Source organism: Micromonospora zingiberis (genome assembly GCF_004331455.1).
GTDB classification, from domain to species: Bacteria; Actinomycetota; Actinomycetes; order Mycobacteriales; family Micromonosporaceae; genus Micromonospora; species Micromonospora zingiberis.
Window position 1 is genome coordinate 159,713 of sequence record NZ_SJJR01000003.1, and the last position, 24,424, is coordinate 184,136.

The following is a 24,424-nucleotide window of genomic DNA, read 5'->3' on the forward strand; positions in this document are numbered from 1 at the left end:
GGCGGATCGCCCGAGACGTGGCATTCACTCCGCCGATGCCCGAGCCGCGGCCTGAAGCGCCGAACGGACGTCGGCGACCTCGATCACCCGCATCTGCTCGGGACCGGCACCGGTGTTGCCCGGCCCGCAGCCGGGCGGCACCAGAGCCATCCGGAAGCCGAGCCGGGCCGCCTCGGTCAGCCGGCGGGGCACCGCACCGACCCGGCGTACCTCGCCGGTCAGGCCGACCTCGCCGATCACCACCAGGTGGGGCGCGATCGCCAGGTTGAGCCCGCCGGAGGCGACGGCGAGCGCGACCGCGAGGTCGGCGGCCGGCTCGACCACCCGGATGCCGCCCACGGTGGCCGCGAAGACTTCCCGGTCGTGCAGGGTGAGCCGTTCGGTACGACGCTGGAGCACCGCCAGCACCATCGCCAGCCGAGCGGAGTCCAAGCCGGAGACGGTACGCCGGGGCGAGCCGGCCACGGTGGCGCCGATCAGCGCCTGCACCTCGGTGACCAGGGCCCGCCGCCCCTCCATCGCCACCGTCACGCAGGTCCCCGGCACCGGCTCGGCGTAGCGGGTGAGGAACAGCCCGGACGGGTCGGCGAGGCTGCTGATGCCGCCCTCGTGCATCTCGAAGCAGCCCACCTCGTCGGCGGCACCGAACCGGTTCTTGACCCCACGCACCATCCGCAGCGACGAGTGCTTGTCGCCCTCGAAGTGCAGCACCACGTCGACCAGGTGCTCCAGCACCCGGGGGCCGGCGACCTGGCCGTCCTTGGTGACGTGGCCGACCAGCACCGTGGCGATGCCGCGTTCCTTCGCCACCGCGACCAGTGCGGCGGTGACCGCCCGGACCTGGGTCACCCCGCCGGGCACCCCCTCGGTGCCGGTGGTGGAGATGGTCTGTACCGAGTCGAGCACCAGCAGGCCGGGCTTGACCGCGTCGAGGTGACCGAGCACCGCCGCGAGGTCGCTCTCGGCGGCCAGGTAGAGCTGGTCGTCCAGGGCGCCCATGCGTTCGGCGCGCAGCCGCACCTGGCTGACCGACTCCTCGCCGCTGACCACCAGCGACGGGCTGCCCGCGCTGGCTGCCCACTGCTGGGCGACGTCGAGCAGCAGGGTGGACTTGCCGACTCCCGGTTCACCGGCGAGCAGCACCACCGCCCCGGGCACCAGCCCGCCTCCGAGCACCCGGTCGAGTTCGCTGACCCCGGTGGGTCGGGCCCGGGCCGGTGCCGCGCTGATGGTGGCGATCGGCCGGGCCGGCTCGGCGGGCATCCGGGAGCTGACCACGCGGCCCGAGACGGTCGGGCCGGTGACGGTGCATTCGACCACCGAGCCCCACTCGCCGCATTCGGGGCAGCGGCCCACCCACTTGGGTGGCTGGTGCCCGCAGGCGTCGCACTCGTACGCGGGGCGGGGCTCGCGGCCGGCGGCCTTGCCGCGCCCGCCACCCGCTCCCCGGGCCGGGGTCGATCGGGAGATGCTCACCCGAGCGACGCTAACCCCCGGGTACGACGACGGCGCCGTCGGCATGGGGTCACCACGCCGGCGGCGCCGGAATTCTGTCGCTCGGGGCTCAGTGGCCGCCTTCGTCCTCGTACCCGGTGTGGCGCTCGATGATGGGCGACGGCGGCGGTGCCGGGGTGAACGGCACGGCGATCGGCGCCGGGGTGGTGATCCGGTCGCCCCCGCCGAAGTCGAAGTTCAGCGTGATGCTCTGGCCCGGGCGCACGGCCGCGTTCAGCCCGACGAGCTGAAGCACCCGGTCACCCTCGGTGTTGAGCTGCACGTAGCTCAGCGGCGGGACCTGAATCCGGGCCGGCTCGCTGGCCGGCGACCCGGTCGGGCTGGGCGACGGCGAATTGTCCGGGGAGGGGGAGTTGTCCGGAGAGGGGGGGCCTTCCGGCGACTCCTCCGGCGACGGGGACGCGGTCGGCGAGGGCGAGCCGGTGGGCGACGGGCTGGTCGCCGCACGGACCGTGGTGAGCACCACGTCACGGGCGTCCGGCGAGGTGACCGTCACGGTGACCGGCTCCTGTGAGTCGTTGTAGAAGACCGCGTTCAGCACCGCGTTGTCGCCGGCCCGGTAGCCCTCGACGCCGGGGAACGCGACCAGTACGCTCCGCACGCCGTACTTGCCGTCGGCGGCCTGGAGGTTGACGCCCTGGATCGACGGCACCTTGTTGGCCGTTTCGGAGATTTGGCCGGCGCCGCACCCGGACAGCAGCAGCGCCGCTGCCGCCGCGATCCCGGGCAGTAGTACGGCAGCCCGCCGGGAACCCCTGATCGAGCGCGTCACGTCGGTCCTCCTCGTCACGATCACACCCGGCTACGCCGCCGGACCCGCTGGCCATGCCCGCGCAGACCGCGCTCCAGGGTAGTTGGAGCTGATCGTGGCCCGCACGCCGACCCGGTGCAGCCACCTGCCGGGGTGAGGCTCACACCAGCCGACCGCTCGTGACCAGCAGCACGACATCGATCACGGCGACCAGCATCATCGCCCGGAAGACGGCCACCGGACGAGCGCCGGCCCGGTCGGCGGTGCGGCCGGCGTACCAGGCGAGGGCGGGGATCAGCACGGCGGCGGTGACCGCCGCCAGGCCCACGCCCGACGGCGGCCCCGGTGGCCCGAGTACCAGCGTGCCGGTCGCCGTGAGCAGGAGCCCGACGGCGGCCCACCGGCTGCCCGCCGGGCCCAGCCGGTGCGGCAACCCGCGCACCCCGGTCCGGGCGTCGTCGGCGAAGTCGGGCAGCACGTTGGCGAAGTGCGCGCCCGCGCCCAGCAGGGCCGCGGCGGCGACCAACCAGGCCGGCGGGGCCGGCGCGTCGGGCAGCGCCAGCACCACGAAGGCGGGCAACGCGCCGAAGGAGATCGCGTACGGCAGCACCGAGATCGGCGTCGACTTCAGGGGCCAGTCGTAGAGCAGGGCCGAAACCAGTCCGATCGTCGCCCACGACGCGGCCGCCGGGTTCGTGGTCAGGGCCAGCGCCACAGTGGCGATGGCGGCCAGTACGGCGGCCACCGCCACCACGCGCCGGCTGACCAGACCGGCCGCGACGGGTTTGTCGGCGCGAGCGACCACGGCGTCCCGGTCGGCGTCGACCAGGTCGTTGGTCCAGCCGACCGCGAACTGGCTGGCCGCCACGGTGAGCATCACCGTGGCGATGCCGCCGGGCGGGTGCCCGACGCCGACGGCGAGCAGGCCGGCCACTGTGGTGACTGCCGCGGTCGGCTCCGGATGGCTTGCTCTGACCAGCCCTAACACCGTGGACGACATAACGGAAGTCTGGTCGTTACCGGCTAGTCGTGCCACGCTCGGTGCCATGCGTGACGCCGGCCTCAGCCTGCCCCGCAACGACCCGCGTCAGTACGACGACCTGGCCGGCGAATGGTGGCGGCCGGACGGCGCGTTCGCCATGCTGCACTGGCTGGCCCAGGCCCGGGCCGCCCTGGTACCGCCCGCCGCCCGCCCCGGTGCGCTCCTGGTCGACCTCGGTTGCGGCGCCGGACTGCTCGCACCGCACCTGGCCGGCAAGGGCTATCGGCACGTCGGGGTGGACCTGACCCGGTCGGCGCTGACGCAGGCGGCCAGGCACGGCGTGACCGTGCTCAACGGGGACGCCACGGCGGTGCCGCTCGCCGACGGCTGCGCCGACGTGGTCGCCGCCGGTGAACTGCTGGAACACGTGCCGGACTGGCGTGCCGTGGTCGCGCAGGCATGCCGGTTGCTGCGTCCCGGCGGCCTGCTCGTGCTCGACACGCTCAACGACACGGCGCTGAGCCGGTTGGTGGCGGTCCGGATCGCCGAGCGGCTGCCCACGGTGCCGCGTGGAATCCACGACCCACGGTTGTTCGTGGACGACCAGCAGTTGCGCACCGAGTGCGCCCGGCACGGGGTCGACCTGCGAATCCGGGGTCTGCGGCCGGGCGTACCCGGCCTGCTGCGCTGGTTGGTACGACAGGCCCGGGGCGTCACCACGCCCGCCGGTGAGCGGCCGCGGATCGTGCCGACCAGATCTACCGCCGTGCTCTACCAGGGCTGGGGGGTACGCGGCGGGTAACGGATCCCGGTGGGGGTATGGGACGTGCGACAAGGGGGTTCCATGAGCGAGCGGATCGTCGGGTGCGGCCGTACCTCGTGGCGGCACGGAGTGCCGGCATGAGCGGGCGGAGCGCGTGGGAAACGGCCCGGAGGCTGGCGCCCCGGCTGGCGGCTCGGGCCGCCGAGCATGACCGGGACGGCTCGTTCCCGGCGGACGACTTCGCCGATCTGCGCGAGGCCGGGCTGTTCGGGCTGATGGTCCCCGACGAGCTGGGCGGCGCGGGCGCGACGTTCGCCGAGTACGCGGCGGTCGCCACCGAACTGGGCCGGGGTAACGGTGCGACCGCGCTGGTGTTCAACATGCACGCCTCGGTCACCGGGGCGCTCGGCGCGGTGACCGAGGAACTGGCCGAGGCGCTCGGCGTACCGCAGGAGGCACTTGCCGCCCGGGACCGGTTGCTGCGGGCGGCGGCCGAGGGGGCGTGGTACGCGGTCGCGATGAGCGAGCGCGGCGCCGGCGCCCGGCTCTCCCAGCTCAGCACGGTGTACGAGCCGGTGGACGGCGGTTGGCGGATCAAGGGCAGCAAGACCTTCTGCTCCGGCGCCGGTCATGCCGACGGCTACCTGGTGGCCGCCCGTAGCGCGGCCGACCCGGCGGTGGTCTCGCAGTTCCTGGTCCCGGCCGGGGACGGCCTGACCGTCGAACCGACCTGGGACGCGCTGGGCATGCGGGCCACCGCCTCGCACGACCTGCACCTGGACGTCACCGTCCCGGCCGATCGGCTGCTCGGTGGGGTGGAGGGGCTGGCCCTGGTGGTCGCCCAGCTCATGCCGCACTGGCTGGTGGCCAGCTACGCCGCCGTCTACGTCGGGGTGGCCCGGGCCGCGATCGACGCGGCGGCGGAACACCTGAACGCCCGCAACCTCGCCGGCCTGCCGGCGGTGCGCGCCCGGCTGGGTCGTGCCGACGCCACCGTCGCGGCGGCACAGTTGACGGTGGCCGAGGCGGCCCGTCGGGTCGACGAGGCACCCGGTGACCCGGAGACCAACCGGTGGGTGTGGCGGGCCAAGCTGCTGGCCGGTACGACCGCCGCCGACGTGGCCGCGTCCATGCTGGAGGCGGCGGGCACCTCCGCCACCCGACGTGGCCACCCGTTGGAGCGGCTCTACCGGGATGCCCGGTGCGGATCGCTGCATCCGGCCACCTCCGACGTCTGCGCGGACTGGCTGGGCGTCGCCGCTCTCGGCGGTGACCCGGACCGCGAGGGATCGGCGCCTCGTTGGTGAGGGTGGGGAGTCCGAGCAGGAAGAGGGTGGCAACGTGTCGGTACCGGTGATCGCGGGCCTGGGCACGGCATCGCCGCCCTCGGCCGAGCAGCATGAGTTGTGGGAGAAGTTCTTCTCCGGGCACTTCTCCGGCACCACCCGGACGCTCGCCCAGCGGATCTTCGAGAACTCGGGGGTCGACCGGCGGCAGGCTGCGGTGAATCCGCTGATCGAGGACGTCTCCGACTGGCCGACCGAGCGGCGGATGCGCCGCTACCAGGTCGAGGCGCTGCCGCTGGGCAAGGAGGCGGTCGGGCGGGCGCTGACCGCGGCCGGCCTGGCGGCCGGCGACATCGGGCTGTTCGTCGTCTGCTCCTGCACCGGGTACGCGACGCCGGGGCTGGACATCCTGCTCGCCCGGGACCTGGGTATGGCCCCGTCGACCCAGCGGATGTTCGTGGGCCACATGGGTTGCTACGCGGCGCTACCCGGGCTGGGTGCGGTGAGCGACTTCGTGACCGCGCGGGGACGTCCGGCGCTGCTGCTCTGCGCCGAGCTGACCAGCCTGCACCTACAGCCGTCGTCGGCCCGGGTGGACACCCAGCAGATCGTCTCGCACGCGCTCTTCTCGGACGCCGCCGTCGCCGCGGTGGTCGTCCCGGGGGGCCGTGGGTACGCGATCCGCTCCGTCACCTCGGTGACCGACTCCTCCACCGCCGACCACATGACCTGGGACGTGACCGACACCGGCTTCCGGATGGGACTGTCACCGAAGGTGCCGCAGGTGCTCTCGACCCACGTCCGGGGCCTGGTCGACGAGGTGTTGGCCGGGCACGGCACCGGTCTGTCCGAGGTGGATGGCTGGGCCGTGCACCCGGGCGGACCGCGCATCCTCAACGTGGTGGAGCGGGAGTTGGCCCTGGCTCCGGCCGCCCTGGCCGCGTCGCGGGAAACCCTGGCCGAGCACGGCAACTGCTCGTCCCCGACGGTGCTGCTGATTCTCGACCGGCTGTTGCGGGCCGCACCGTCGCCGCGCCGGGTGGTGATGCTCGCCTTCGGCCCCGGCCTGACCCTCTACGCGGTGTTGCTGGAACGGCACGGCTGACCGGTGGGGCGGCTACCCTTCAAGGGTGGACGTCGATCCGTGCTATCGGTTGCGGGGAGCCCTGCTTGCCGGGGTCGGCGTCGTCGCGCTGGTCGTCGGTGGCTGGTGGTGGCGGGCCGAGGCCCCGGCGCCGGCTCCGACGGGTGTCGGGGTCGCGTCGGACGGTTCCCTGCTGGCCACCTACTGGCAGGAGGATCCGGTCAGCGGGACGATGTTCCGGCAGGATCCGGGCGCCTCCTCGCTTGTGCTCGATTCGGCGACTGGCGCGGTGCTGGTGGATCCGCGCACCGGCGCGGTGCTCCAGTCCGCTGGCGCAGGCGGGGACGCGGCCCGTGGTGCGGGACGGGAGGGCAGCCGCCGCGACGTGGTGTGGACCGAGCGCGCGTCGCTCAGCGAGGGCACGGCGGTGGTTCGGGCGGCCCGGATCGGCCGTGACGAGCGACACCTGCTGATGTTCAGCTGCACCGGCCCCGGAGAGCTGCTGGTCACGGTGGTCGGCGCCCGCGCGGCCGACCCGCTGACGGTGGGCTGCGACGGCGCGGTGACCACGACGGAGATGACGGGCAGCGGGGCCCCGGTGCAGGTGTCGTTCTCCACTGCCGGTTCGGCACCGCTGCAACTCGTGGCCCGCCTGGTCGCCCGGTCCTGAGCCGCGTACCGGCCGGTCGGGCGGGGCTCAGCCGGCGAGGGTGGCCAGCTCGGCCTGGTAGTCGGCGATCGTATGAACCTCGGCGACCACCAGGACGATCCGGCCGCTGCGGTCGGCCAGCAGGACGGTCACGGCGTCGGGGTGGACGGGCAGGTGCAGGAAGGCGCGTAGGCCGCCCGCCGGGTCGCCGAGGGCCAGTACGTCCGTTTCCACCGGTGCCGTGGGCGGGCTTCCTGCCGTCACGGTGACGACGCTGACGCCAGCGGGTGCCGCCGCGGCCGCCTCGGCGACTCGCTGCGGGCAGGCGCAGCCGTCCACCAGCAGCACCACCGCCGGCAGCAGCCCGCGTAGCGGTACCGGCGACTGTCCGGCGTCGACGAGATCCAGCGCGGGCAGCGCCCGGCCGGTCAGCGGGGCCGGTGCCGGGTCGGGCCCGCTCGCTGCCGGCCCGGGGGTGCGGCCGGCCCGGGTCCAGGTGACGGTGGCCAGGCCGGCGACCGCCGCGATGACCGCGATGAGCAGCACCAGCACGGGCACGGTGAACGGCCGCCACCGGCGGGGCTGGCGCACCACCCGCAGGCGCAGCTCGCGGCGGAGCTGTTCGGCCTCCTCGGCCAGCGCGGAAGCATCGTCCGGTACGACCAGCCGGCCCCACTCGGGAGGCAGGTCGGGCAGCCCGGGACCGTCGGCGTCAGCCTTGCCCATTACGACCCCCTGGAGCTTCGCGGGTGCGCGGACAGTGGCGCTTCTCCAGCGTCCCGCACTGCGCGCGGTCTCGCTACCGCTGCCCACACTCAGGCACGGCGAGATATCATGGGGTGGGTACGAAGCCCCTGATCAAGTGACGTAGGCGTAATTGGGTGGCCGACGCAGACGTATTGATCATCGGCGGTCGTACTGATCATCGGCGGACAGGTCCGGCGATCATGGCGTTTCGTCGTCCGTGTCGAGGGGTCATCTCCAGATTACAGAGCGTGGTCGAATCAGTGGCTCGGCCATCTGTCAAGCCGAAGAAATACCTCTCACAGGGCCCCTGAGCTGCGCCAACGGTCAGGCCAGCGGTGAGACATCGGTGCCTGAGCGTGTTACCCTAGACACAGCGAAAGGGGTTTCGAACCTATGGTTTTCAGTGTCGGCGAGACCGTTGTTTACCCCCACCACGGGGCCGCACTCATCGAGGCAATCGAGACTCGGGTCATCAAGGGCGAGCCCAAGCAGTACCTCGTCCTGAGGGTCGCGCAGGGTGACCTGACGGTCCGGGTGCCGGCCGAGAACGCCGAGATCGTGGGTGTGCGCGAGGTGGTCGGCGAAGAGGGTCTCGGCAAGGTTTTCGACGTTCTCCGGGCTCCGCACACCGAGGAGCCGACCAACTGGTCGCGGCGTTACAAGGCGAATCTGGAGAAGCTGGCCTCCGGCAATCCGCTGAAGGTGGCCGAGGTCGTCCGCGACCTGTGGCGCCGGGAGCGGGAGCGGGGTCTTTCCGCAGGCGAGAAGCGGATGCTTGCCAAGGCCCGCGACATTCTCGTCGGTGAGGTCGCATTGGCCGAGAAGAGCACCAAGGACGAGGCGGAGACGCTGCTCGACAAGGTGCTGACCGAGGCCTAGTCCGCACAGCATCGTCGTACCCACTTCGTAGCGAAGAAACCATCGAGGACCGCGACGTGACCGCGCAGCTGAATCCGCGCGGTGACGTCGCGGTCCTCGTGCCTGCGGCCGGTGCCGGCGTACGGCTGGGCCCCGGCCGGCCGAAGGCGCTGCGGCTGCTGGCCGGAGAGCCACTACTGGTGCACGCGGTCCGCCGGCTCGCTGCCGCCAGGTCGGTGCACACCATCGTGGTGGCCGCCCCGATCGCCGAGGTCGCGGCCGTGCGTGAGCTGCTCGCCCCGATCGCCCCGGTCACCGTGGTACCGGGCGGGGCCGAGCGGCAGGCATCCGTGGCCGCCGCCCTTGCCGCCGTGCCCGCCGGACCCGACATCGTCCTGGTGCACGACGCGGCCCGCGCGTTGACCCCACCCGCGCTGGTGGAGTCGGTGGCGGCTGCGGTGCGGTCGGGCCACGACGCGGTGATCCCGGTGCTGCCGGTGGTCGACACGATCAAGGAGGTCGACGCGGGCGAGCTGGTGCTCGGCACGGTCGACCGCCGGGCGCTGCGGGCGGTGCAGACGCCGCAGGGTTTCCGCCGGTCGGTGCTGACCGCCGCGCATGCCGCCGCCAACGACGCGCTGACCGACGACGCCGGCCTGGTGGAGAAGCAGGGCGTGCCGGTGTTCTGCGTGGCCGGCTCAGACCACGCCCTGAAGATCACCCGCCCGTTCGATCTCGCCCTGGCCGAGCATTTGCTGGCGACCGGTGAGTGACGCGTACCCTCGATTCATGATCGTTCCTCGGGTGGCCATCGGGACGGACGTGCACGCCTTCGAGGCCGGGCGACCCTGCTGGGTGGCCGGCCTGCACTGGCCGGACCAGGACGGTCTGGCCGGGCACTCCGACGCCGACGTGGCCGCCCACGCCGCCTGCAACGCGCTGCTCTCCGCCGCCGGGCTGGGCGACCTCGGCGCCAACTTCGGGGTGGGCCAGCCGGAATGGGCCGGGGCGAGCGGGGTGCGGCTGCTGGCCGAGTCCGCGCGCCGGGTCCGTGCCGCCGGCTTCGCCATCGGCAACGTGTCCGTGCAGGTGGTGGGGGTACGGCCCAAGATCGGCCCACGCCGGGAGGAGGCCCAACGGGTGCTGTCGGAGGCGGTCGGCGCCCCGGTCACCGTGTCGGCCGCCACCACCGACGGCCTGGGCTTCACCGGGCGCGGCGAGGGACTCGCCGGCATCGCGGTGGCCCTGGTGTACGAGCAGCCGAGCGCCTAGGCTCGCGCGATGTCCGCCGACGTCCCCGCCGACCCGCCCGCCGCCGACGGCTACCTCCAGCGCGCCACCCTCCTCGCCGAACTGGGCCGCTACGACGAAGCCGCCAGTGAACTCGGCTTCGCGCTCGCCCTCGACCCCACCCACACCGAAACGTTGATCATGCTGGCCCGGGTGCACCTCGCCGCCAGCCGCCCCGTCGAGGCGTTGGCCGCCGCCGACTCCGCCATTGCCGCCGCACCCGGTCAAGTCCCCCCACTCGTCCTGCGTGGTCTGGCCCTCGGCGATCTGGAACGGTACGGCGAGGCCGCACGTACCGCCGACGAGATCCTGGCCCTGGGCCCGGAGGACGGGTACGCCCAACGCAGCGCGGCGGCGATCCTGGCCGGCTCCCGGAACGGTCAGCCGGCGTTGAACGCCGCCTGGCACGCGGTGGAGCTGGCGCCCGAGGAGCCCCAGGCGCATCTGGTGCTCGGCCTGGTGGCGGCGAACATGCAGATGTTCGATCTTGCCGAGCGGGCCTACCGGGAGGCGCTGCGGCTGGACCCGCGCCTGGCCGAGGCGGGTGACGACGTCGGCGTACTGCGACTGGAACAGCGGCGCTGGAGCGCGACGCTGGAGCGCCTGGCCGAGGCGGCCGTGCCGACTCTGCCCCCGACCGACCCCCGCCGGACCAGCGGACCTTCACCGGGCGGAACCCCGTCCGATCCGAGCCGGCATGATCCGGATCGCCCGACCGCACCCGGCTGGCCGGCCGAGGGGCACACTGATCCGCGCTGGCCGACCCAGGGGCAGCCGAACCCGGGCTGGCCGGCGGACGAATCCACGAAGCCGGGTGGGGCAGCCGGAGGGTCCACCAGGCCCGGCTGGCCGGCGGAGGAGTCCACGAAGCCGGGCGAGTGGCCGACCGCGCCGGGCTGGCCGGCGGGGGAGCCCACGAAGCCGGGCGAAGGGTCCACCGGGCCGGGCTGGCCGGCGGGGGAGTCCACCAAGCCGGGCGGGGCGGGCGAGGGCCACCCGCCGCCGGGTGGGCCGACCGATAGGCCGGGCGGGCGGGCTGGCTGGCCTGCGGAGGGTTGGCCGGAAGGTCCGGGGCGGCCGGCTGACGGCTGGGACGCCGCTGCCGGTGAGCGTCGCCCAGAGCCCGCCGGTGGGGAGCAGCCGGACCGGCGCGGGGCCGAGCTGTTCGGGTCGGGTCAGGTCGGCAGCGGGCCGGTGGACGCCAGCCGGGCCGACATGGGCCCGTACGTGGCACGCCGTCCGGTGCCAGCGGCCCTGCGGCAGTTCGTGCTCTGGGGTGCCGGCTGGTCGATGGTCGCCGCCATCGTGATCGCCTGTTCGGCCACCACCGGCTCCGGATTCTCCCGGCTGATGGCGGTGGTGGCGGCCGCCGGAGGCGGCATGGTGCTCTGGCGGCACGCCTCCCGGATGCCCGGTCTGACCCGGACCATCCTGCCCGTCCTGCGGCGTACCGACCCTCCGCTGGTCCTGGCCGTCTACGCGGCAGCCGCCGCGCCCGCCTTGATCCTGCTCTACGCCCTGGTCGGCAGTCCCTGGCCGTTGGTGCTGTCCATCGGCATCGCCACCGTCGCCCAGTTGATGATCGTCTCCCGCCCGGTGGCCTGAGGCACGGCAGACCCTGCCGCACGCGAAAACGCCGACGGCACCCGGTAGTGCCGTTATGGAAGCGGTGGGGCTGGGCGTTGATGCGGTGGGGGCTGGGCGTTAACAGGGGGCCCCTTTACTACGCGAGGCGTTAATAAGGTGCCCTTCCTTCTCAGCGGCGGGACCAGGTCCAGGCGTAGGCGTCGTCTTCGCAGTCTGCGGCGGCGTCGCAGAGGTCGAGCGGGCGGAAGGTGTCGACCATGACGGCCAGCTCGTCGAAGAAGTCGACCCCGATGGAGCGTTCGGCGGCGCCGGGCTGCGGGCCGTGGGTGAAGCCGGACGGGTGCAGCGAGATGGAGCCCTGCTCGATGCCGGAACCGCGCCGTGCCTCGTAGTTGCCGCCGGTGTAGAAGAGCATCTCGTCGGAGTCGACGTTGTGGTGGTGGTACGGGACCGGGATGGCGTCCGGGTGGTAGTCGACCTTCCGGGGCACGAACGAGCAGATCACGAAGTTCGGTCCCTGGAACGTCTGGTGCACCGGCGGCGGCTGGTGGATCCGGCCGGTGATCGGCTCGAAGTCGTGGATGGAGAAGGCCCACGGATACATGTGCCCGTCCCAGCCGACCACGTCGAACGGGTGGTTGGCGTACACGTGGCGGGTCCAACCACGGCGGTGGCGGACCAACACCTCGACGTCGGTGCCGTCGACCAGCAGCGGCGTGTCCGGCCCCCGGACGTCGCGCTCGCAGTACGGCGAGTGTTCCAGGAACTGGCCGCGTACGGACAGGTAGCGCTTGGGCGGGCCGATGTGGCCGGACGCCTCGATGGCCAGCAACCGGGTCGGCGCGTCGCCGGTGGGTACCAGCCGGTGCACCGTCGAGGTCGGGATGATCACGTAGTCGCCGGCCACCGCGTCCAGTACGCCGAAGGTCGACTCGACCCGCAGCGTGCCCGCCTCGACGTACAGGCACTGGTCGCCGGTGGCGTCGCGGAACAGCGGGGACGGCCGGTCGGCCAGCACGTAGGCGATCCGTACGTCGTCGTTGGCGAGCAGGTAACGCCGGCCGAGGACCGGGTCGGCCCCGGTGCCGTCGAGTTTGTGGGTACGCAGGTGCCGGGGCTTGAGCGGCAGGTTCGGCAGCCGGGTCACGGCGGGCGGGGTGAACTCCTCGGCGGCGACGATCGCGGTCGGGGCGTACCGGTGGTAGAGCAGGGACGAGTCGGACGAGAAGCCCTCCTGGCCCATCAGCTCCTCGGTGTAGAGGCTGCCGTCGGGCTGCCGGAACTGGGTGTGGCGCTTGCGTGGCAGTTCGCCGACGCTGCGGTAGTACGGCATGTCGCCCTCCCGGTCACCCGCTCGGTTGCGTCCGATTATCGGACGCTGTTGTCCGCTTCTTGAAGCGTCCCGTACATTCTTGTCTCGTGTCAACGCAGCTGCCCGCGCTCGTCGCCGGTCTGGTCGACGATGCCGCCGTCTTCCCGCCGGGTAGCGCCTCGTTGCCCGATGCCGTGGCCGCTCACCGGCGGCATCGCGCCGCCTGGTACGCCGACCTCGTCGGCCCCCTGCTGCTGCCGGCGTCGACGGTGACCGCAGGCGAGCTGGACGGCCTGGTCGACCCCGCCGAGGAGTTCGCCATCGGATTGATCGGCGACACCGGCATCGACCGACTGCCCTTCGCGTTGTCGTTCCTGCCGCCGCTCCGGGTGACCGTGCGGCAGATCGAGGCGCCGGTCGCCAAGCGTGGCGAGGACCCGCAGCCCGGCCTGGCCGAGCTGGTGAGGCTCGCCGACCGGCTGGACGGGGTCGCCGTCTCCGCCGAGATCCCGTTGACCTTCGGGTTGATGGGGGCACTGGACGCGCTCGCCGAGGCGAGAGGCCGTGGTCTGCCGGTCGCCGCCAAGTTCCGCACCGGCGGGCTGGCCGCCGAGCTGTTTCCCACCCCCGTCGAACTGGCGGCGGTGATCTGCGCCTGCCGGGACCGGGATCTGCCGTTCAAGCTGACCGCCGGGCTGCACCACGCGGTGCGGCAGGCCGACCCGGAAACCGGCATCACGCATCACGGCTTCGCCAACGTCCTCGCCGCGACGCTGGCCGCCGCCGAGGGCGCCGGGGCGGACGCCGTGGCCGAGTTGCTCACCGTCCGCGACGAGCGACCGCTGGTGCAGCAGTTGGACGGTCGGCACGAGCTGGCGCGTCCGCTGTGGGTGGGATTCGGCTCGTGCAGCATCGTGGAACCACTTACCGATCTGATCCGGCTGGGGCTGGTGAACGGGGGCTGTCAGGCATGAGTGCGCGAGCGAGCTGGGTGACGGGCGCGGACGGTTCCGGGTTCGGGATCCACCACCTGCCGTACGGGGTGTTCCGGGTCGGTGCCGGCGAGCCGCGCATCGGCGTACGCATCGCAGACGTCGTCCTGGACCTGGCCGGCGCGGAGGCGGCCGACCTGGTGCTGGCCGGCGGGGCGCTGTGTCAGCCGACGCTCAACACGTTCCTGGCGTTGGGCGCACCGCAGTGGACGGCGGTACGGCAGCGGATCACCGAACTGCTCACCGACCCGGCCCACCGGGCGGCCGTGGAACCGCTGCTGGTCCCACTCGACCAGGTGCGGATGGAGCTGCCCTTCGAGGTCGCCGACTACGTGGACTTCTACTCCTCGGAGCAGCACGCCTCGAACGTCGGCCAGATCTTCCGCCCCGGCCAGCCGCCGCTGCTGCCCAACTGGAAGCACCTGCCGATCGGCTACCACGGCCGGGCCGGCACCGTGGTCGTCTCCGGCACCCCGGTGCTACGCCCGCAGGGTCAGCGGCCGAGCAAGGACGGGCCCGTCTTCGGCCCGTCGGCCCGCCTCGACATCGAAGCCGAGGTCGGGTTCGTGGTCGGCGTACCCAGTCCGCTCGGCAGCCGGGTGGCCGCCGCCGACTTCGCCGACCACGTCTTCGGCGTGGTGCTGGTCAACGACTGGTCGGCCCGGGACATCCAGGCGTGGGAGTACCAACCCCTGGGCCCGTTCCTGGGCAAGTCGTTCGCCACCTCGATCGCCGCCTGGGTGACTCCGCTGGACGCGCTGCGGCACGCGTACGTCGCGGCGCCGGAGCAGGATCCGCAGGTGCTCGACTACCTGCGCGACGAACCGCACGTCGGCCTGGACCTGCGGTTGACCGTGAGCTGGAACGGCGAGCGGGTCAGCGAGCCGCCGTTCGCCGGGATGTACTGGACGCCGGCCCAGCAACTGGCCCATCTGACCGTCAACGGCGCCGCGCTGCGTACCGGTGATCTCTACGCCTCCGGCACCGTCTCCGGTGTCCGGCGCGACCAGGTCGGCTCGTTCCTGGAACTCACCTGGGGCGGGGCCGAGCCGGTGACGGTGGGCGGGACGGAACGCACCTTCCTCGTCGACGGCGACACGGTGACCATCACCGCCACCGCCCCCGGACCGGACGGCGCGACCATCGAGTTGGGCGAGGTTACGGGCACGATCAGGCCGGCCTGCTGACCCCTATCCGACAGGCCCGACGCGATCGCACCGGCTGTGCGATCAAGGCCCGTCACCGTGATCGTTGATCGCCTCGGAAAATTCCGTCGCCACGCCGCGCCGGGCCGACCGGTGCCCCCCGTTCCGGCCGGTCCGGTCGCGGGTGGCGGCATGTCGAAGCCGAGGGAGATGACGACGATGCACGATCTCGTGGGCGCGGTCTGGCGTACCAGCAGCCGCTCCAATGACCAGGGTCTCTGCGTGGAGGTGGCCGACAACCTGGCCCGTCTCCACGGTGTGGTGGGCGTACGTGACTCCAAGGACCAGACCGGGCCGGCGCTGGTCGTCAGCCCGTCGGGCTGGAGCGCGTTCGTCGGCGCGATCCGCGCGGGTGGCTTCGCCCGCTGACCGAGAGCATCGGGGTCTCCGGTGGCGGATCTTCCGTCCCGGGGGCCCCGTACCGCGTTCACGGGGCGTACCGTCGACGCCACGGAGGTGGCATGTCGACGGTGGCGGTCAAGGGGCTGGTCGCGGCGTCCGCGGCCGACCTGTGGCGCCTGCTGACCGCGCTACCCCGGTCGTTTCCCGCCGAAGGCTCGGTCGAGGTGCTGACGCCGGGACCGTTCGGGCCGGGCACCGCCTGGCGTGAGACCCGCACCGGGCCGGACGGCAACTCGCTGACCGAGGAGTTCGTCGTGCTGACGGCCGAGCCGCCCCGGCGGCTGGTGCTCGGGTCGCCCGGCGCGGGCGTCGACTACCGGATCACCTGGACGCTGCGGGAGGTGCGCCGTCGCCGCCGCCGGTACGCCGCCGTGGCCGTGACGGTGCGTGCCCTTCCGGCCGCGCCCGCCGGCCGGGCCGCCGCGCTGTTGCTCGGTGGGCTGGCCGTCCGCACCGCCGAGCAGGTGCTGCGGCGGGACATCGCCGCGTTGGCCGCCGCCGCCGACCGGCACGAGGCGGTCTGACCGCCGCTCTCGGGCCTCCCCAAGGTCGTAGGCCCGCCGGTGGGTAGGGTGCCGGGCGGGGAGGTACGGCATGGGGTGGACGACGGGCCGGCGACGGGTCGTGGCGGTGGTGGCGGCGACCGGGGTCGCTGCGGCGCTCGCGCTCGTCGCGTACCGGGTCCTGGCCCCGGCCGAGGTCAGCACCGTCGCCCGAGGTGACTATCCCGCGCTCGGCAGCCCACCGGCCGGCGTGGTGGGCCGCCTGCCGGTCGCCCCGTTGATCGTCGACGGCCGGCTGCGGGTGTACGCGGCACAGCGCCAGGTCTATGCCGACCGACCGGTCGACGGCCGGCACCGGAGCACGCCGTACTGGTCGTACCGGCGGTGGCCGGCGACGCTGGACGCGGTGGTGGCGAGTGGGACGACGGTGGTGAGCCGGTGGTCCGACGGCCACCTGGTGGCGCTCGACGCGGGTACCGGGCGGGTCGCCTGGCGCGCGGACGGCCCCGAGCCCGACCGGGAGCCCGCTGCCCGACGTACCGGGACATCCATCGTCTGGCAGCCGCGCGGGCTCGCGGTGGTCCGGACGGACGGCCGGGACGTGGTGGTGAGTTCCGGCGCGGGTGAGGTGCACGGCCTGGACCTGGCTGGCGGCGGGCAGCTCTGGCGGTCCGAGGTGGGGCTGGGCTGCCGTGAGCCGATCGGCAGCAGCAGCACCGGTCAGTTGCTCACCGTGGACGATTGTGCCGGTCCGACGGTGGTCGAGTTCCGCGACGCGGCGACCGGGGCGGTGGCTGACCGGTGGCGCCCACCGGCCTCCGGGGACGAGTTGACGGTGACCCTGATCGGCTGCGCAACCGCGGGCTCGGGTTGCGCGGCGCTGCGTACCGCCGGTCCCGGCGACGCGGCGGCGCGGGGCTGGTTGCTCGGCTCCGGCGAGCCGGTCGCGGCCCCGGTGCTCGACGGACCGGACGCCGAACTGGTCGACCGGACGGCCGTGACGTTGGTGGACGGGGTGCTGACCGGCCGCGCGGTGCGGGGCGGCACCGAACGCTGGCGGGTGTCGGTGGGGCCGGCCCGGCTGATCGCTGCCCAGCCCGGCCGGGTGCACCTGCTGACCGAGGAGCGGGAACTGGTCACGCTGGATCTGGCGGCCGGCCGGGAGCTGTCCCGGTTCGTGCTGAACGTGGGCTCCGACGGCACGGGCTGGGCGCCGGGTGCGGCGTACGCGGCCGACGGATACGTCGTGGTGGAGCGGTTGCGACGTCCGGTCGATCCCGACGGGGACGACCAGGCTTACTACTTCACGGCGGAGCCGTTGGTCCTGGCCGCGACCTGACCAAGGCCGAAATTAGCCGTAAAGCGGACAAAAGCGACTATGCTGCTGGTCGTACGGCTTCCGGGCCGGTCCGCAGGGGGATGGCGGACCGGCCCGGCTTCAGCTCGGTGGCCGTACTCAGGCCAGCGCCGACTCGGCCGCAGCCAGGAAGGCGTCGTTCTCGGTCGGGGTGCCGATGGTGACCCGTACCCCGTCGCCCGGGAAGGGCCGGACGATCACGCCCCGGGCCTCACACGCCTTGCCGAACTCCACTGCCCGGTCGCCCAGCGGCAGCCACACGAAGTTCGCCTGGCTGGCGGGCACATCCGGAACCAGCTTGCCCAGCGCCTCGGTGACCCGCTCCCGCTCGGCCACCACGAGCGCACACCGCCGCTGCACCTCGTCCGCCTGGGCCAGTGCGGCCAGCGCCCCCGCCTGCGCCGCCGCGCTGGTGGAGAACGGCGTGACGACCTTGCGTACCGCCGCCGCCACCGGGGGCTGCGCCACCAGGAACCCGATCCGCAGGCCGGCCAGGCCCCACGCCTTGGACAGGGTGCGCAGCACCGCCACGTTGGGCCGGTCGGCGTAGCTCAGGCCGTCGGGCACCTCGGGATCGGTGACGAACTCCCGGTACGCCTCGTCGATCACCACGAGCACGTCGTCCGGCACGGCGTCCAGGAAACGGTCCAACTCGGCGCGACGTAGGGCGGTGCCGGTCGGGTTGTTGGGGTTGCAGACCAGGATCATCCGCGTGCGGTCGGTCACCGCCGCCGCCATCGCCGTCAGGTCGTGCCCGTGCCCGGCGTCGTTGGGCACCCGTACGCTGGCCGCGCCGCTGGTCGCCGCGATGATCGGGTACGCCTCGAACGACCGCCACGCGTAGACCAGCTCGTCACCGGGCAGGCAGGTGGCGCGTACCAGGTGCTCGGCCAGCGCCACCGAACCACAGCCGGTGGCGACCTGGTCGGGGTGGACCCCGTACCGGTCGGCGAGCGCCTGGCGGAGCGCGACCACCCCCATGTCCGGGTAGCGGTGCACCCCGGCGGCGGCGTCGGCGACCGCCTCCACGACGCCGGGCAGCGGGCCGTACGGCACCTCGTTGCTGGCCAGCTTGATGGCCTCCGGCAGGCCAAGCTCCCGAGCCAGGTCGGCCGGGCTGCGGCCGGGCACGTAGTTGGGCAGCGCGTCGAGGTCGGCGCGGGTCAGCCGCAGCGCCGGCTGGTGGCGTCCGGTGTCGGTCATGGGGCATCTCCGGGTGGGTTGGCGCGGTCTACGGGGGTACGGGGAACCTTGACCACCACGGTCTGCGCCCGCTTGTCGTGCAGCGCCTGCCGCAGCGGGTGGTCGAAGAGGGGGGAGATCGCGTCGATCAACTGGAGCAGCAGACCGAGGCCGCAGCAGTACCAGAGCAGGGTGGGCAGGCCGAGGGTGTTCCACCGGCGCAGCGCGCGGCCGAAGCCGAGCGGGGTGTCCGCCTCGACCGGCACCGCCTTGATCCCCACCAGCCGCTTGCCGAACGTCTGCCCGTTGGCCGCCATCGCCGGCACCTCGTACGCCAGCCAGAGCAGGGTGGCGATCAGCAGGATCACCACGATCAGCGATCCGGTCTGGTTGCCCGCTGCCGGCAGCGGCTCGCTCGTCCGGTCCTGCTCCTGGATGCGGCGCACGAACTCGTTGATGGGCGCCGAGGTCTCGTCCACGAGCCGGACGACGAACCAGCGGGTGACCACCACGATGAGCGCGAACACGATGCCGAGGTCGATCAGGCGGGCAGCCAGCCGGGCGCCGAACGAGGCCAGCGGCAGACCGTGCGGTCGGGGTTCCGGCGGGCGGCCGGGCCAGGTCGGGTACGGCCAGCCGGGGGGTGGGCCGTAGCCGGGCCCGGCGGCCGGCTGCCCCGGCGTTGGCCCCTGCTGCCAGTTGGCGGGCGGTTGGTATCCGGGGGGTGGGCCGGATGTCGGTGGCCCGGCGGCGGGCCCGCTGGCCGGCGTCACCGGTTTGGGCGCGGGCTCGGGTTCGGGCTCGGGTTCGGGCGGGGGTGGGCCCTCGGGTGGGGTGGCGTCGACCGGGATGGGCGCGCCGAGCCAGCCCTCGCCGTCCCAGTACCTGCGGGTCTGCGGGTCGGCGGGGTCGACGTACCAGCCGGGTGCCACACTCACGTCGCGGCCTTACTGCGCTCGTTCACCTCGACACCTTAACGACGACCGTTCCGGCGAACTTGTCGTGGAGGCACTGCTGCCAGGGCTTGTCCCACAGTTGCCAGAGTCCGTCGACGTAGCTGCCGCCGGGCACCAGCGAGCCGCCGACGAACTGCACGAGGTACCGCTTACCGGCCATTCGCCGGTCCAGCGTCTGGGTCGGATCGAGGGGTACCACCCGCAGTTTCATCACCCGCTTGCCGAGGGTCTGCCCGGTCCGCTTCAGGTACTCGACGTGGTAGAGCCAGTAGAAACCCAGCATCAGCACCAGGAGTCCGAGCTGCATCAGCAACATCGGCAGCAGGAGCTGCGCGAAGAAGACGCCGGGGTCGGGCTCGGCGACCGTCCCGTCCGGGTTGGTGCTGGTTATCCCGGCGACGAGCTGGAGCGTGAAGATCAGGAAGATCGGCATGACCAGCAACAGCAGGACGGCGGTGGCGGCCACCACGTCGATCAGGTACGCCAGCAGTCGGTCGCCGAAGCTCGCCAGCGGTTGCCCGCCCGGTCCCAGCACCGGTGGCGGTGGGCCGGCCGACCAGGCCGGGGGAGGTGGGCCCGCCCAACCCGGAGGTGTCGGGGCGTACTGCGGCGGGATCAGGGGGGCGGGGCCGGCGGGCCAGGCGACGCCACCGGGGGCGGACGGCGGCGCACCGGCCGGTACGCCGCTGGGCTGCGGTCCACCGGCCGGTGGCGTCGGGTACGGCGAAGGCTGGGTCACGCTCGACAGTGTTACAGGTTGCCGCGCTTTTCCTGCTCCCGCTCGATCGCCTCGAAGAGAGCCTTGAAGTTGCCCTTGCCGAAACCGAGCGAGCCGTGCCGCTCGATCAGCTCGAAGAAGACGGTCGGGCGGTCCTGCACCGGCTTGGTGAAGATCTGCAGCAGGTAGCCGTCCTCGTCCCGGTCGACCAGGATCTTGCGGGCCTTCAACTCCTCGATCGGCACCCGTACCTCGCCGATGCGGGCCCGCAGCTCCGGGTCGTCGTAGTACGAGTCGGGGGTGTCCAGGAAGTCGACGCCGGCGGCCCGCATCGCGTCGACGCTGGCCAGGATGTCGTTGGTGGCCACCGCGATGTGCTGCGCACCCGGGCCCTGGTAGAACTCCAGGTACTCGTCGATCTGCGACTTCTTGCGGGCGAGCGCCGGCTCGTTGAGCGGGAACTTCACCTTGCGGGTGCCGTTGGCGACCACCTTGCTCATCAGCGCCGAGTAGTCGGTGGCGATGTCGTCGCCGATGAACTCCGCCATGTTGGTGAAGCCCATGACCCGCTTGTAGAACTCGACCCACTCGTCCATCCGGCCCAGCTCCACGTTGCCGACGACGTGGTCGACGGCCTGGAAGAAGCGCTTCGGCTGGATGCCGGCGTCGATCATCGGCTGCCGGTCCACGATCGGGCCGCGGGCGACGAAGCCGGGCAGGAACGGGCCGGTGTAGCGGGACCGGTCGACCAGGGTGTGCCGGGTGTCGCCGTACGCGGCGATGGCCGCCATCCGGACGGTGCCGTGCTTGTCGCTGACGTCGTGCGGCTCCAGCAGGCCGGTCGCGCCCTGCGCGGTGGCGTGCGCGTACGCGGCGTCCACGTCCGGCACCTCCAGCGCGATGTCGCTGACGCCGTCACTGTGCCGGGCGACGTGCTCGGCGCCGTCGGCGTCCGGGCGCACCACGCCGGTCAGCACGAATCGGGCCGAGCCGCTGGTCAGCACGTACTGGGCGTGGTCGCGGTGACCCTGCTCCGGGCCCCGGTACGCCACGCAGGTCATGCCGAAGGCGGTGGAGTAGTAGTGCGCGGCCTGCTTGGCGTTGCCCACCAGGAAGTGCACGTGGTCGAGGCCCCGGACCGGGAACGGGTCGCGGGTGATGTCGTGGTTGACGGCCCCGACGAGGGCATCGACGTCGACTTCGTCGGTCGACTGGGGTCGGTCGATCGCCTGGGTCATGGTGGCCTCCCTTGCGTACCGGCCGGCCTCGTGGGCCGACGCTGTGCTCTTCCCCGGACTATCGCCGTGAGCAGCCGCACTGGGCAACTGTCGGTCATCTAGCTGGTCAGGTTGCACAACAAGTAGGGTGTCGAGCCGTGGACCCTGGACAGGATGTACAGCTGGATGCCCTGGATGTCAGCCTGATCGAACTGCTCGCCGCCGAGCCCCGGATCGGCGTACTGGAGTGCTCGCGCCGCCTGGGCGTGGCCCGGGGCACCGTCCAGGCCCGGCTCGACAAGCTGGTCGACCGCAACGTCATCGGCGGCTTCGGCCCGGACGTCTCGCCCGCCGCCATCGGGTTCTCGGTGACCAGCTTCGTCACGCTGGAGATCAGCCAACGGCACGGACACGACCCGGTGGCCAGCCATCTGGCGGGGATACCGGAGGTGCTGGAGGCACACACCATCACCGGCTCCAGCGACCTGCTCTGCCGGATCGTGGCCCGTTCGAACGCCGACCTGCAACGGGTGATCGACCAGATCGTCGCGTACGAGGGCATCGCCCGCGCCTCCACGATCATCGCCCTAGCCGAACAGATCCCCTACCGCGTCCTCCCCCTCGTCCGCTCCGCCCTGCGGGAAGGAAGGGCACCTTATTAACGCCTCCGGTAGAGCAGGGGACCCTTGTTAACGCCGATCAGTCGGCGGCGAGCGCGTCGCCGAGCGGGGTGCGCCGATAGCGGACGGAGCGGCCGGCGCGGATCCGGCTGACCAGCCCGGCCTCCCGCAGCACCGTGAGATGGTCGCCGACGCCGCCGAGGCTGAGCCCGAGTTGGGCGACGAGCTGACTGGTGGTGGCGGGCAGGGCCAGCGCCCTCAGCACCGCTGCCCGGGACCGGCCCAACAGCCGGTCCAGCGCCTCGTCGGGCCGGGCCGGATCGGGCGGACCGAGCAGTTCGGCCACCCCGGAGGCCCGGTAGACGATCGCGTACGGCCAGGGCTGCTCGACGTACGTGATCAGGGTGCCGAAGACGGTGGGCACGAAGAGCAGGCCCCGCCCGGCCAGCGCGTGGGTCGCCGGATCCCGGTCTGCGACCTCGATCACACCGACGTCACCGCCGGTAACCCAGCGCAGCCGTGGATCCAGGTCCGCCACGGCCGCGCCCCAGCCGTAGGCGAGCAGCCGACCGGCCCGGCGCACCAGATCGCGCTCCAGGATCGCGCGCAGGCGTGGCCAGTCGGGCTCGACCAGCGCCGTCCAGGCCGCCTCGATCGCGTCCGCGAGCAGGTCGACGACGTTCGGCGAGGCGTAGATCCGCTGGGCGTACGCCGGTGGGGTGACCCGGGGGCCGGCGAGGTTGCGGGCCAACTCGTCGCGGGCCTGCGCCAACGGGGTCGCCCGGACCACGGCCAGCTCGCCGGAGAAGTCCCGTGCCGTGCCGTCCGGCGGCGGCTGGATGAAGTCGGCGTTGTAGCCACCACGGCGCAGCAGCGCCAGCAGCGCACCGACCGCCGGCAGGTCGCGTCGCAGCCGCTCGTACGCGGGCCTGGTCCGCGCCACCCACGGCCCCAGCCCGTCGAAGGACCGTTGGCCGGCGTGCAGTCGCAGCGCGGACACCGCCTCGCCGAGCGGTGAGATGGCGTACCGGCTGGCCGCCACGTCGGCCGGGGTGACCTCGATCCGCATCCCGCCACCTTTCGTCCAGGAGCGAAAGGATAGAGCGGACCGGGACGTACGTTCAGGCTGGCCCGCGTGAACGACACGCGTACGACCGCGCCGTCCGCCCTGGACCCGCCGGCCACCTTCCGGAACGTCTTCGCCGTCGCCGAGTTCCGGGTGATCTTCGCCAGCTTCGGCATCTTCATGATCGGCGAGACGGTGAAGATGCTCGCCCTGTCGGTGCTGGTCTACGAGCGCACCGGTTCCGGCCTGCTGGCCGCGTTGGCGTACGTGACCGGGTTTCTGCCGCATGCCCTCGGCGGGGTGTTCCTGCTGGCTCTGGCGGACCGCTTGCCGGCCCGTGCCCTGATCGTCGGGTACGACCTGCTGCGGCTGGCGGTGGTGGCGGTGCTGGCCACCGGCGTGCTGGCACCGCCGCTGATGCTCGGCCTGGTCGCCGTCGTGGCACTGTTCGGCCCGGTGAGCGGTGCCGCGCGTACGGCGCTGCTGCCCGAGGTGCTGCACGGTGACGCGTACGTGCTCGGACGGTCCCTGCTCACCGTGGCCGCCGGGGGAACGCAGGTGGCCGGGTTCGCCGTCGGGGGCCTGCTGCTCGGGCTGGTCGGCCCGCACGGCTCACTCTGGCTGACTGCCGTGACCTGCGGCCTCTGCGCGCTGCTGGTACGCCTCGGGCTTGCCCGGCGTCCCGCGCGGGTGCGCAGTGTGCCGATGCCCGGCCGGGAGCGGCGCGGTGCCGTTCGGGAGACGTTGCGGGTCAACCGGGAACTGCTCGCCGATCGCCGGATCCGGGGACTGTTGCTCGCCCAGTGGCTCCCCGGCTCGCTGCTCGTCGGGGCGGAGGGGGTGGCGGTGCCGTACGCGGCCGACCTGGGTAAGGGCGCCAGTGCCGGCGTACTGCTGATGGCCGGTGCGGGCGGCATGCTGGTCGGTGACCTGCTGGTGGGGCGGTTCGTGGCGCCGGCCCGCCGGGAGCGGTGGACGCCGTGGCTGGCGCTGCTGCTCGGCGTACCGATGCTGGCGTTCCTGGCCCGGCCGGCGCTGATGCCGGCGGCGGCGCTCTTCGCGGTGGCCACCGCGGGCTTCGCCTACCAACTAGGGCTGGCCCGGCGCTTTCTCGACGCGGTGCCCACCGAACGCCGGGGTCAGGCGTTCGGGCTGGTCAGCACCGGGATGATGGCGATGCAGGGGCTGGCGGCGGCGGGCGCGGGCGCGCTGAGCGAACTACTCGCCCCGGGCGTCGTGATGGCGATCGCCGGCGCGGCGTCGGCCGCCGCGACTCTGCTGCTGTGGCCGATCCTGACGCCGGCCGGTCGTCCGCCCCACCCCGACGGCGAGCCGCGGTCGGTCGGCGCGGGGCGCGCTGATCGCTGAGTTAATAGGGGGCC

24 protein-coding genes and 1 pseudogene are annotated in these 24,424 nt (G+C 73.1%); 15 read left to right on the top strand and 10 right to left on the bottom strand.

The features are described from left to right. Nucleotides 1-24: 24 nt before the first annotated feature. The 3 genes from radA to E0H26_RS06080 all read right to left on the bottom strand — a co-directional run bounded on the left by radA (nucleotide 25) and on the right by E0H26_RS06080 (nucleotide 3,266). Complete coding sequence (radA, locus tag E0H26_RS06070) at nucleotides 25-1,476, bottom strand: DNA repair protein RadA (RefSeq protein ID WP_131301799.1); 1,452 nt, start codon at nucleotides 1,474-1,476, stop codon at nucleotides 25-27. 88 nt (nucleotides 1,477-1,564) lie between these two features. Beyond that, nucleotides 1,565-2,287 carry a hypothetical protein gene (locus tag E0H26_RS06075; protein ID WP_131301802.1) on the bottom strand — a complete coding sequence of 241 codons (723 nt, stop codon included), beginning with the start codon at nucleotides 2,285-2,287 and terminating at the stop codon, nucleotides 1,565-1,567. Nucleotides 2,288-2,426: 139 nt separating this feature from the next. Continuing rightward, the gene (locus tag E0H26_RS06080; protein WP_240742030.1) at nucleotides 2,427-3,266 is read right to left on the bottom strand and encodes a UbiA family prenyltransferase; all 840 of its coding nucleotides are present in this window, start codon (nucleotides 3,264-3,266) and stop codon (nucleotides 2,427-2,429) included. Between the two features lie 46 nt (nucleotides 3,267-3,312). Between E0H26_RS06080 and E0H26_RS06085 the strand changes: the two genes are divergently transcribed. From E0H26_RS06085 to E0H26_RS06100, 4 genes are all read left to right on the top strand, one after another. Continuing rightward, entirely contained in the window at nucleotides 3,313-4,050 is a 738-nt protein-coding gene (locus E0H26_RS06085; RefSeq protein ID WP_131301808.1) for a methyltransferase domain-containing protein, read from the top strand. Between the two features lie 98 nt (nucleotides 4,051-4,148). Further along, nucleotides 4,149-5,318 carry an acyl-CoA dehydrogenase family protein gene (locus E0H26_RS06090; RefSeq protein WP_131301811.1) on the top strand — a complete coding sequence of 390 codons (1,170 nt, stop codon included), beginning with the start codon at nucleotides 4,149-4,151 and terminating at the stop codon, nucleotides 5,316-5,318. A gap of 34 nt (nucleotides 5,319-5,352) precedes the next feature. Then, entirely contained in the window at nucleotides 5,353-6,402 is a 1,050-nt protein-coding gene (locus tag E0H26_RS06095; RefSeq protein WP_131301813.1) for a type III polyketide synthase, read from the top strand. A gap of 25 nt (nucleotides 6,403-6,427) precedes the next feature. Then, nucleotides 6,428-7,051 (top strand): hypothetical protein, encoded by a 624-nt coding sequence (locus E0H26_RS06100; protein ID WP_131301816.1) that lies wholly within the window; start codon nucleotides 6,428-6,430, stop codon nucleotides 7,049-7,051. A gap of 27 nt (nucleotides 7,052-7,078) precedes the next feature. On the opposite strand, the gene E0H26_RS06105 is transcribed toward E0H26_RS06100, so the two are convergent. Next, nucleotides 7,079-7,756, bottom strand: coding sequence for a hypothetical protein (locus E0H26_RS06105; protein ID WP_131301819.1), 678 nt, complete (start codon nucleotides 7,754-7,756; stop codon nucleotides 7,079-7,081). Nucleotides 7,757-8,170: 414 nt separating this feature from the next. On the opposite strand from E0H26_RS06105, the gene E0H26_RS06110 reads away from it, so the two are divergent. The 4 genes and pseudogenes from E0H26_RS06110 to E0H26_RS06125 form a co-directional block, all read left to right on the top strand. Further along, nucleotides 8,171-8,656, top strand: coding sequence for a CarD family transcriptional regulator (locus tag E0H26_RS06110; RefSeq protein ID WP_007073334.1), 486 nt, complete (start codon nucleotides 8,171-8,173; stop codon nucleotides 8,654-8,656). Nucleotides 8,657-8,712: 56 nt separating this feature from the next. Then, nucleotides 8,713-9,408: a 2-C-methyl-D-erythritol 4-phosphate cytidylyltransferase gene (gene ispD / locus E0H26_RS06115; RefSeq protein WP_131301822.1), complete on the top strand. Its 696-nt coding sequence runs from the start codon at nucleotides 8,713-8,715 to the stop codon at nucleotides 9,406-9,408. Between the two features lie 16 nt (nucleotides 9,409-9,424). Then, nucleotides 9,425-9,907 carry a 2-C-methyl-D-erythritol 2,4-cyclodiphosphate synthase gene (gene ispF / locus E0H26_RS06120; protein ID WP_131301825.1) on the top strand — a complete coding sequence of 161 codons (483 nt, stop codon included), beginning with the start codon at nucleotides 9,425-9,427 and terminating at the stop codon, nucleotides 9,905-9,907. A 9-nt stretch (nucleotides 9,908-9,916) separates the two neighbouring features. Next, nucleotides 9,917-10,543 (top strand): annotated as a pseudogene (locus tag E0H26_RS06125) (tetratricopeptide repeat protein); the annotation flags it as partial. A gap of 1,138 nt (nucleotides 10,544-11,681) precedes the next feature. Here the strand turns inward: E0H26_RS06125 and E0H26_RS06130 are convergent. Next, complete coding sequence (locus E0H26_RS06130; protein WP_131301828.1) at nucleotides 11,682-12,845, bottom strand: homogentisate 1,2-dioxygenase; 1,164 nt, start codon at nucleotides 12,843-12,845, stop codon at nucleotides 11,682-11,684. An 86-nt stretch (nucleotides 12,846-12,931) separates the two neighbouring features. Between E0H26_RS06130 and E0H26_RS06135 the strand changes: the two genes are divergently transcribed. The 5 genes from E0H26_RS06135 to E0H26_RS06155 all read left to right on the top strand — a co-directional run bounded on the left by E0H26_RS06135 (nucleotide 12,932) and on the right by E0H26_RS06155 (nucleotide 17,265). Next, on the top strand, nucleotides 12,932-13,798 hold the full coding sequence (locus E0H26_RS06135) for a hypothetical protein (RefSeq protein WP_131301831.1): 867 nt from the start codon (nucleotides 12,932-12,934) through the stop codon (nucleotides 13,796-13,798). Continuing rightward, nucleotides 13,795-15,003: a fumarylacetoacetase gene (gene fahA / locus E0H26_RS06140; RefSeq protein WP_131301834.1), complete on the top strand. Its 1,209-nt coding sequence runs from the start codon at nucleotides 13,795-13,797 to the stop codon at nucleotides 15,001-15,003. Before E0H26_RS06135 ends, fahA begins: the two co-directional genes overlap by 4 nt. A 177-nt stretch (nucleotides 15,004-15,180) precedes the next feature. After that, entirely contained in the window at nucleotides 15,181-15,390 is a 210-nt protein-coding gene (locus E0H26_RS06145) for a DUF397 domain-containing protein (RefSeq protein WP_131302600.1), read from the top strand. 92 nt (nucleotides 15,391-15,482) lie between these two features. Then, a complete protein-coding gene (locus E0H26_RS06150; RefSeq protein WP_131301839.1) occupies nucleotides 15,483-15,947 on the top strand; it encodes an SRPBCC family protein in 465 nt (154 codons plus the stop codon). A gap of 70 nt (nucleotides 15,948-16,017) precedes the next feature. Further along, nucleotides 16,018-17,265 carry an outer membrane protein assembly factor BamB family protein gene (locus E0H26_RS06155; RefSeq protein WP_131301842.1) on the top strand — a complete coding sequence of 416 codons (1,248 nt, stop codon included), beginning with the start codon at nucleotides 16,018-16,020 and terminating at the stop codon, nucleotides 17,263-17,265. Between the two features lie 117 nt (nucleotides 17,266-17,382). Here E0H26_RS06155 and hisC read toward each other — a convergent pair whose 3' ends face one another. The 4 genes from hisC to hppD are packed head-to-tail and all read right to left on the bottom strand — an operon-like array spanning nucleotide 17,383 to nucleotide 21,377. Further along, nucleotides 17,383-18,486, bottom strand: a complete 1,104-nt coding sequence (gene hisC, locus E0H26_RS06160; protein WP_131301845.1) for a histidinol-phosphate transaminase — start codon at nucleotides 18,484-18,486, stop codon at nucleotides 17,383-17,385. Then, nucleotides 18,483-19,403, bottom strand: a complete 921-nt coding sequence (locus tag E0H26_RS06165; protein ID WP_131301848.1) for an RDD family protein — start codon at nucleotides 19,401-19,403, stop codon at nucleotides 18,483-18,485. Before E0H26_RS06165 ends, hisC begins: the two co-directional genes overlap by 4 nt. A 22-nt stretch (nucleotides 19,404-19,425) precedes the next feature. Further along, on the bottom strand, nucleotides 19,426-20,160 hold the full coding sequence (locus E0H26_RS06170; RefSeq protein ID WP_131301851.1) for an RDD family protein: 735 nt from the start codon (nucleotides 20,158-20,160) through the stop codon (nucleotides 19,426-19,428). Nucleotides 20,161-20,171: 11 nt separating this feature from the next. Further along, entirely contained in the window at nucleotides 20,172-21,377 is a 1,206-nt protein-coding gene (hppD, locus tag E0H26_RS06175) for a 4-hydroxyphenylpyruvate dioxygenase (protein ID WP_131301854.1), read from the bottom strand. A gap of 137 nt (nucleotides 21,378-21,514) precedes the next feature. Between hppD and E0H26_RS06180 the strand changes: the two genes are divergently transcribed. Beyond that, nucleotides 21,515-22,018 carry an Lrp/AsnC family transcriptional regulator gene (locus tag E0H26_RS06180; protein WP_131301857.1) on the top strand — a complete coding sequence of 168 codons (504 nt, stop codon included), beginning with the start codon at nucleotides 21,515-21,517 and terminating at the stop codon, nucleotides 22,016-22,018. Between the two features lie 37 nt (nucleotides 22,019-22,055). Here the strand turns inward: E0H26_RS06180 and E0H26_RS06185 are convergent, their stop codons facing one another. Next, nucleotides 22,056-23,045, bottom strand: a complete 990-nt coding sequence (locus E0H26_RS06185; protein ID WP_131301860.1) for a helix-turn-helix domain-containing protein — start codon at nucleotides 23,043-23,045, stop codon at nucleotides 22,056-22,058. 66 nt (nucleotides 23,046-23,111) lie between these two features. On the opposite strand from E0H26_RS06185, the gene E0H26_RS06190 reads away from it, so the two are divergent. Further along, a complete protein-coding gene (locus tag E0H26_RS06190; protein ID WP_240742031.1) occupies nucleotides 23,112-24,410 on the top strand; it encodes an MFS transporter in 1,299 nt (432 codons plus the stop codon). The last annotated feature ends 14 nt before the right edge of the window (nucleotides 24,411-24,424 follow it).